Source organism: Collinsella aerofaciens (assembly GCF_018785245.1).
Lineage (GTDB): Bacteria > Actinomycetota > Coriobacteriia > Coriobacteriales > Coriobacteriaceae > Collinsella > Collinsella aerofaciens_AD.
In genome coordinates this window covers 46,063-54,092 of record NZ_WQPL01000003.1, presented here as the reverse complement: position 1 = coordinate 54,092, position 8,030 = coordinate 46,063, and the positions used below count along the sequence as shown (strand labels likewise).

Below are 8,030 nucleotides of genomic sequence, written 5' to 3'. Positions count from 1 at the left end.
TGCCCGGATGCGACACTGAAGTAAGTGTCCATCCTCGCAGTATCCGGTTCTCAAGGTGCACGCCCCGCGGCTGATCCGGTCCGACCGGGCCGCGCGGCAAGGAGATATATTGCCAGACCGTGAAGCCCTGTGGGACGTCAATTCCACTCTTCACAAGTCCTACACAATACATCGCTTCCTATATAAGTCATAGAAAGGCTGGTACAGAAATACTGCACGTATCAGATGATGACCCTTTGGTTCAGGAATATATAGAGATCGGTCACCTGTAAGTGTTTATCTACCCGCGCTTTTAGCAATGTAAACCGCGCTTCAGATAAAAAGAGGGAGCGCCGCGCACAACGCGACACTCCCCTAGCGATTCAAGAGAATCTATTAGGCCTCGAGAGCCTTCTTGGCGATGGTAGCCAGCTCGTTGAAGGACTCGATGTCCTCGTAAGCCATCTGAGCCAGGACCTTGCGGTCGAGCTCGATGCCGGCAACCTTCAGGCCGTGCATGAACTGAGAGTAAGAGATGTCGTTCAGGCGAGCAGCAGCGTTGATACGAGTGATCCAGAGAGAACGAATCTCGCGCTTCTTGTTGCGGCGATCACGATACTGATACTGCAGGGAGTGCTGGACCTGCTCTTTAGCATGCTTGTAAGTACGCGAAGCGGCACCGTAGTAACCCTTCGCACGGTGCATAACGGTACGGCGCTTCTTCTTGGCGGCAACAGCGCGCTTAATACGTGCCATGTTCTATCAACTCCTAGACGGTAAAACGAAAAACGGGAACGCGAACTTAGGCGAGACGCGACTTGATGACCTTGCGGTCGGCAGCGGCGATCTCGGTCTCCTGACGGAAGCCACGCTTACGCTTGGTGGACTTCTTGCTCAGGATGTGGCTCTTGAAAGCCTTGGCGCGCATAAGCTTGCCGGTACCAGTCTTGCGGAAACGCTTCTTGGTGCCGCTGTGGGACTTCATCTTAGGCATGAAATACTCCTTAATCGGTTACAGAACACTAGTTACTTGGTATCGCTTGCCGCTTTATCCTCATCGAAGGCGCCCTTAATCGGGGCGAGCAGCATAAGCATGTTACGGCCTTCCATCTTAGGCTTGGACTCGACCGTAGCGTAAGGCTTGAGATCCTCGGCGAGACGCTCGAGAACGTTAAGGCCCTGCTCCGGGTGAGCCATCTCACGGCCGCGGAACATGATGGTGATCTTAACGCGCGCGCCCTTCTTGAGGAAACGCAGAACGTGGCCCTTCTTGGTCTCGTAGTCGCCAACGTCGATCTTGGGTCGGAACTTCATTTCCTTGACCTCGACCTTGGACTGGTTCTTACGAGCAGCCTTGGCCTTCATGGCCTGCTGGTACTTGAACTTACCGTAGTCCATGACCTTGCAGACCGGCGGCTCCGCGTTGGGAGCGATCTCGACCAGGTCGAGACCCTGATCGTCGGCGACGCGCTGGGCATCGCGGATGGCGAACAGGCCGAGCTGAGAGCCATCGACGCCAATCAAACGGCACGAAGACGCAGTAATCTCGTCGTTGATGCGGGTGTCATCAGACTTAGCTATTTTCCCTACCTCCATTCATAAAAAAATAACCCGGCGCTTCTCAGCAACCAGGTCGTACACATAGACATCCTCGATTTGAGGAAGAGAATCTAATTTGTATGACCAGTCAGCTGCTCATTGGCGCCAAAAGGTGGGAACCCTCGGGTTCCTCTTTAGGGCATTGCGGAAACAACGCCTTGCGAATAATAACACGTACAGCGCGTTATCACATTACGTACACGAAAAAGGGGGCCGCAACCCCCTTGAAGCGCAGGTGCATGTATGGTGCCCGAGGCGAGACTCGAAGGGACTTCGCTTCGCGAAGCCCCGGGCTTCGGGCGCATGGCGCCCTCGCCACGCTCCGCTACAAACAGGCCACAGGCCTGTTTGCTTAACGCTCCGCGCGCTCACGCGAGTTCGGCACGAAAAAGGGGGCCTTGACCCCCCTTGAACGCTCACTTGCATGTATGGTGCCCGAGGCGAGACTCGAACTCGCACGTTGTTGCCAACGGTGGATTTTGAGTCCACTGCGTCTGCCAATTCCGCCACTCGGGCACGTAATGCGTGAGTTAGTTTATCACAGCTTTCTACCGATTAGTCCGAAAATGGAACTTCGAGCATTTCGATAAGCTCAACCTTGCGTAACATCTCCCGCTTACGACATCCACGTCCGTCAACCGAGGCCTCACCCATCTGGTTATCGTAAGGGTCCTCGCGCATGCCGTCGAAAGAGGGCTCAAACTCTGCCTGGAATCGATTGTTGGCCACCATACGCCACGGGTCGAGATTGCCAAAGTAGTGACGGCGGCGCCACTCCTCCCCCATCCTGCGAGCAGAAGATCCAAATGACACGTCGGCGTTGAGCCAACCGGTCTGCGGCGTATAGAACTCTGCCCAGTCGTGCGACCCCACCGAATCGGGCGCAACGTACAGGCCGCTCTGCCAACGGGCAGGCACGCCCGCGATACGGCACATGGTGATAAACGTGAGCGCCATAACGCCGCAATCGCCGCGGAGCGAATGCGCGCAGTCATCGGCAATAGATCCCAAAAGCAGGTACGGCGGCTGATAGCGATAGTCGATATGCTGCGTCAGATAATCATAGATAGCACGAGCGCGATCGAGCGGATCCTCGAGTCCGTCAACAACACCGGCCGTCAGCTGCTGCAGATACGGCGTGAATGCAATGTGCGGACGGTCCTCGGAAATATCTTCGGGCAACGGCGCGTCCATACACGGATGCGACGGAAGCGCACCCCCATAAATATCGCGATAAGCGGCATTGATTTGATAGCGATAGGTCACCGAGAATGAGCGATCACTCGAAGAAGACCACGAGGCGGTACGCGCCGAAGCGTTCGCGGGAGCAACAGCACCCTCCGGCGTCATATCGAGAATCTCGACCCGAGACTGCTGACGGCAGGCAGCCGCGACGGGAAGCCAAGCGCAAACGGTCTCCCCCTCTAGAGCGCCGGGGACAGACAAGGACGCCTGAAGCGTAATAACGCGAGTCAATCCGTTTTGCGACTCCATCTCCTTGAGCATCTCGTTGCGCAGTGCTATTCCGTCCGTAGAATCGGGACGCATGCCGGGGACCTCTTTGGGATATACGCGAAGCGAATCGAGGAAGTTGTCGAGAACGAACAGCTCGCCATCGATAAAGCGCCAGTCAATACGCTTACGATCAATCAGATCGTCAAACTGCTCCTCGGTAAACTCAGGCCACTCCTCGCGAATCATCGCAATAGCTCGATCGCGCGACACCGAAAAATGAAGCGGCGTCTCAAGCATGCGATACCGCTCGGCACGAACGCAAGCCGCCAGCGAAGGCTCAGGATTCTGCCCCAAAAGGCGATCACAAGCCGCAACAGCCTGCGTCAAATATCCGGCATCCTTGAGTCGAAGAATCTCGGGCGGCAGTCCAATATCGAGATGACGAAAGTCATTACAGCAAACATCAACAGAGCAACCAACAGGACCCTCGTCAATAACCTTCCCATCCGAAGGCAGCACATTAATAACAGCCATACCAAACTCCAAGTCATTAGAACTCTTGAAGTCCATTGTAGCGAGATAAAAAGAAAGCCCCAATAAAGGAACCCTCAACACCGATAAACGGTACCTATAATAAATGAATTCAGCCCAGTAACCCTGTGGCGAGTTAACGAAGGAGGCCCCGTTCACCCGAAGCTTTTCCCATTGCGCGACTTCTGGCGAAGCCAGGTGAGCGCAAAGGAAACAGTGTAGGGAGACGGGGCTTCCGGTGGGAAGTTTAGCGACGCTTACGCCTTGTTGACGGAGCCAAACTCCTCCATGAGCTCCTTGGTGCGGGCAACGATGTTGTCGCGACCAGGCTTGAGGAGCTTGCGGGGGTCAAAGCCCTTGCCCTGCTGATCCTTGCCAGCCTCGATATACTCGCGAACGCCCTTGGCGAAGACGAGCTGCAGATCGGTGTTGACGTTGATCTTGGAGATACCCAGGGAGATGGCCTTCTTGATCTGATCCTCGGGGATGCCGGTACCACCGTGCAGAACGAGGGGCAGGTCGCCGGTCTGAGCCTTGATCTCGCCCAGACGCTCGAAGGAAAGGCCAGCCCAGTCGGCGGGATACACGCCGTGGATGTTGCCGATACCGCAGGCGAGGAAGTCGACGCCCAGGTCAGCAATCTGCTTGCACTCAGCGGGGTCAGCGAGCTCGCCGTTGGAGGTCACGCCGTCCTCGGTGCCGCCGATGCCGCCGACCTCGGCCTCGATGGACATGCCCTTGGAGTGGGCAAGCTCAACGAGCTCCTTGGTGCGGTCGAGGTTAAGCTGGAAGGTCTCCTCGTGAGAGCCGTCATACATGATGGACGTGAAGCCGGCCTCGATGCACTTGAAGCAGTCCTCGTAAGAACCGTGATCGAGGTGAAGGGCGACGGGGACGGTAACGCCCGTGGCCTCGACGGCAGCCTTGACCATGTCGGCGCAGACCTTGAAACCGCCCATCCACTTAGCGGCACCAGCGGTGCACTGAAGGATCAGCGGAGACTTGGCCTCCTCGGCGGCCTGGAGAATAGCCAGGGTCCACTCGAGGTTGTTGGTGTTGAAGGCACCGAGAGCGTACTTGCCGGCCTCGGCCTTCTTGAGCATGTCTGCTGCGTTGACGAGCATAAAAGAAACCTCCTGTAAGGTTGCTCCGATAACGCCTGAGATTTTACCACGACATACCCGAGCATAAACGTTCGTTTGTTCACGAATACCATCCGATTGGACAATTTTTGACCGTTTGCCCCACAGAATCGACCCACTGGGGAAAATAGCTTGACGATTGAGCGGTCTTCGTGGTTCGAAAGACGGCTTCGAGCCTACATCTGCATAAACGGATTCTGCATAAGTTCGCGCGCCATCGTGGTCGAATCGCCATGGCCCGTCAAGCAAACGGTATCGGGCGGAAGCGTCTTGGCAAGTTTGGAGAGCGAGCGCATAATCGCCGCCTCGTCACCGCCGGAAAGATCGGTACGACCGTGGCTGCCCGGGAAAAGCGTGTCGCCCACAAAGGCGATGTTCCCCTGCTCGGTCGCGGCGAACAGGACGATGCCGCCCGGCGTATGCCCCGGCGTCTCGATCACCTGCAGGCAGATATCGCCCAATTCAATCGTATCGCCCTCGGCAAGCAGCCGCGTCGGCTCGCCCGGATCGGGCGTCTCAATACCCCACATGGCGCGCTGCTCCTCGATATTTGCGCGAGGCACCGTCACGTCCTTAGCGCACAACTCATATAGCGCGCTGTCGCCAACGACAGCTCGAACCCCGGCGACCCCGCCAACATGGTCGGCATGACCGTGCGTGCAGACAGAGCCGAGTACGCGAACCTCGGGATGCGCGGTGCGGATATGCTCCACAAGACGCTCGCCCTCCCACGCCGGATCGACGATTAAGCACTCGTCATTCGAAATCACGACGTAACTGTTGGTCTGAATCGGGCCGTTGACGAGTGCCTCAATCGAAGCTGCACCTCGGGGTGTCAGGTCCAAAGTCATATCGCCCATGCGCATACCCTCCTTCTAAAATACGTTCGAGGCACCAAACGATGCCTCGAACGTAACCAATATCTATGATGCTGAGAGGCTCTCGCACCTACACACGGCGCTTGAGCTGAGCTCCGCCTTCGCCGGGCATAAGACGGCGAGCGTCGTAGACCGAATCGACACTGCTGATGGAAGCCAGCAGCGGATCCAGACCACTCGCGTCCGAGATCTCGACCATAAAGCGCAGGGTTGCAATACCCTCGCGGTTGGTCGACGTGGCGGCAGAAAGGATATTGCCGCCCGCATCGCCAATGGCAATGGTGACATCCTTGAGCAGGCCCATACGGTCCAAGCACTCGACCACGATCTCGACCTGGAAGAGGGTGTCGGCAGCGCCGTCCCACTCCACATCGATCATGCGCTCGGGATGTTCCATAAGACCCTTGACGTTGGGGCAGTTGGCGCGATGTACCGAAACGCCACGACCGCGCGTGATGAAGCCGACGATGTCGTCGCCCGTCACGGGGTTGCAGCAATGAGCCAGACGGACCAGCAGGCCGCTGTTGCTCTCGCCCTTGACGATAATGCCGTTACTTGCGCTCTTGCCGCGCTTTTGCGGCTTGCGGTTGGAGCCGCGAGCAGGCTGTTTCACGACCTCGGCGATAGCCTCGGCCTTGGTGAGCTGTTCCTCGGGCTTGGGGTCCAAGATTTGCTCGACCTTATTGCCCACAGCGCGCGGGGCAACCTTGCCGGCGCCGACGGCGGCAAACAGGTCCTCGAGCTGCTTGAAGTTAAACTGCTCCGCTACGGCGTTGAGCGCACGCGTCGAACGCGGCGTAGAAATGCCATAGCCACGCTTCCGCAGGTCCTTGGCCAGCATATCGCGGCCGGCAGCAGCGTCGTCATCCTTGGTCGCAGCGGCAAAATAGCGGCGGATCTTTGACTTGGCGGAAGGCGTCTTAACGATCTTGAGCCAATCACGCGACGGCTTGGAACTCTTGTTAGTCAGGATCTCGACACGGTCACCCGTCTTAATCTCGTGCGTGAGCGGAGCCACCGCACCGTTGATTTTGGCGCCGACGCAATGGTTTCCCACCTCGGTGTGAACGGCATAGGCAAAGTCGAGCGGCGTGGAGCCGGCACGAAGCGCCATGACCTCGCCCTTGGGCGTAAAGACGAAGATCTCCTGATCGAAGAGGTCGACCTTCAGCGAATGCAGGTATTCCTTGGCGTCGGTGATCTCATCAGACGCAGCCCAATCGAGCGAATGCTTGAGCCAGTTGATCTGGTCGTCCAAACGTTGAGCGTCATTGGTCTTGGAAGCAGACGATCCGCCCGACTTCTTGTAAAGCCAGTGGGCGGCAATGCCGTACTCGGCCTGCTCATGCATCTCGTAGGTTCGAATCTGAATCTCGAGCGGACGGGCCGTGGGGCCGATGACCGTCGTGTGGAGCGACTGGTAGTTATTGACCTTGGGCATGGCGATATAGTCTTTAAAGCGACCGGGCATGGGGTGCCACAGCGTATGCACCGCGCCGAGCGTGGAGTAGCAATCGCGCACCGAATGCGTGATGACACGCAGTGCCACCAGGTCGTAGATCTCGGAGAATTCCTTGCCCTTGCGCTTCATCTTTTGGTAGATGGACCAATAGTGCTTGGAACGGCCGTTAATCTGGAAGTCCTCCAGGCCAATGCGGTTGAGTTCGTCGGTGAGTGTCTTGATGGTCTCGGCCAGATAGCGCTCACGGACCTCGCGCGACTCCGCCACCATGCGCGCGATGCGCTGGTAGGCGTCGGGTTCAAGGTAGAAGAAGGACAGGTCCTCGAGCTCCCATTTAATGGAGCTCATGCCCAGACGGTCGGCCAGGGGCGCATACACGTCCATGGTCTCGCGAGCCTTAAACAGGCGACGATCCTCGCGCAGGGCTGCCAGCGTTCGCATGTTGTGCAGACGGTCGGCAAGTTTAACGATGATGACGCGGATGTCCTTGGACATGGCGAGGAACATCTTGCGCAGCGTGAGGGCCTGCTTCTCGTCCATGCTGTCGACTTCGATGTTGGTGAGCTTGGTCACGCCATCGACGAGCTCGGCCACCGTATCGCCAAACAGGCCGGAAACATCGGCAAGCGAGGTCTCTGTATCCTCAACGGTATCGTGCAGCAGCGCGGCGCACACCACATCGCAGTCCATCTTGAGATCGGCCAAAATGATGGCAACCTCGACGGGATGGTTAATGTACATCTCGCCCGAGCGGCGCTTTTGGTTGCAGTGCTTCTCGGCGGCAAAGCAGTAGGCCTGCTCCACCTTGGAGAAGTCGTCCTCATTCATATATTTGAGGCACAGGCGCTCCAGCTTGTCGTAGCTGTCCGCCACAATCTCGGGCGGCAGCTCATCGGCATGCTTATAGTGCTCCATCTCCGAAAACGGCTGGAGGGTGGAATCATGGGCGGTACGGGCTGCGGCATCCATCGAGGTCCCCTTCCC

Annotated in this window: 7 protein-coding genes and 1 tRNA gene; all 8 read right to left on the bottom strand. The window is 57.6% G+C overall.

The window, feature by feature from the left end; all coding sequences use genetic code 11:
• Positions 1 to 375: 375 nt before the first annotated feature.
• Positions 376 to 735 carry a 50S ribosomal protein L20 gene (gene rplT / locus GPK39_RS00650; RefSeq protein ID WP_006234421.1) on the bottom strand — a complete coding sequence of 120 codons (360 nt, stop codon included), beginning with the start codon at positions 733 to 735 and terminating at the stop codon, positions 376 to 378.
• 46 nt (positions 736 to 781) lie between these two features.
• On the bottom strand, positions 782 to 973 hold the full coding sequence (gene rpmI / locus GPK39_RS00645) for a 50S ribosomal protein L35 (RefSeq protein WP_006234422.1): 192 nt from the start codon (positions 971 to 973) through the stop codon (positions 782 to 784).
• A gap of 32 nt (positions 974 to 1,005) precedes the next feature.
• Positions 1,006 to 1,575, bottom strand: coding sequence for a translation initiation factor IF-3 (infC, locus tag GPK39_RS00640; protein WP_006234423.1), 570 nt, complete (start codon positions 1,573 to 1,575; stop codon positions 1,006 to 1,008).
• A gap of 432 nt (positions 1,576 to 2,007) precedes the next feature.
• Positions 2,008 to 2,094: transfer RNA gene (locus GPK39_RS00635), tRNA-Leu, on the bottom strand.
• A 39-nt stretch (positions 2,095 to 2,133) separates the two neighbouring features.
• A complete protein-coding gene (locus tag GPK39_RS00630) occupies positions 2,134 to 3,567 on the bottom strand; it encodes a transglutaminase-like domain-containing protein (protein WP_215673387.1) in 1,434 nt (477 codons plus the stop codon).
• Between the two features lie 254 nt (positions 3,568 to 3,821).
• Positions 3,822 to 4,688, bottom strand: a complete 867-nt coding sequence (gene fba, locus GPK39_RS00625; RefSeq protein WP_006234429.1) for a class II fructose-1,6-bisphosphate aldolase — start codon at positions 4,686 to 4,688, stop codon at positions 3,822 to 3,824.
• A 194-nt stretch (positions 4,689 to 4,882) separates the two neighbouring features.
• Complete coding sequence (locus tag GPK39_RS00620) at positions 4,883 to 5,566, bottom strand: MBL fold metallo-hydrolase (RefSeq protein ID WP_055310560.1); 684 nt, start codon at positions 5,564 to 5,566, stop codon at positions 4,883 to 4,885.
• A gap of 88 nt (positions 5,567 to 5,654) precedes the next feature.
• On the bottom strand, positions 5,655 to 8,015 hold the full coding sequence (locus GPK39_RS00615; RefSeq protein WP_115596178.1) for a RelA/SpoT family protein: 2,361 nt from the start codon (positions 8,013 to 8,015) through the stop codon (positions 5,655 to 5,657).
• Between the last annotated feature and the right edge of the window lie 15 nt (positions 8,016 to 8,030).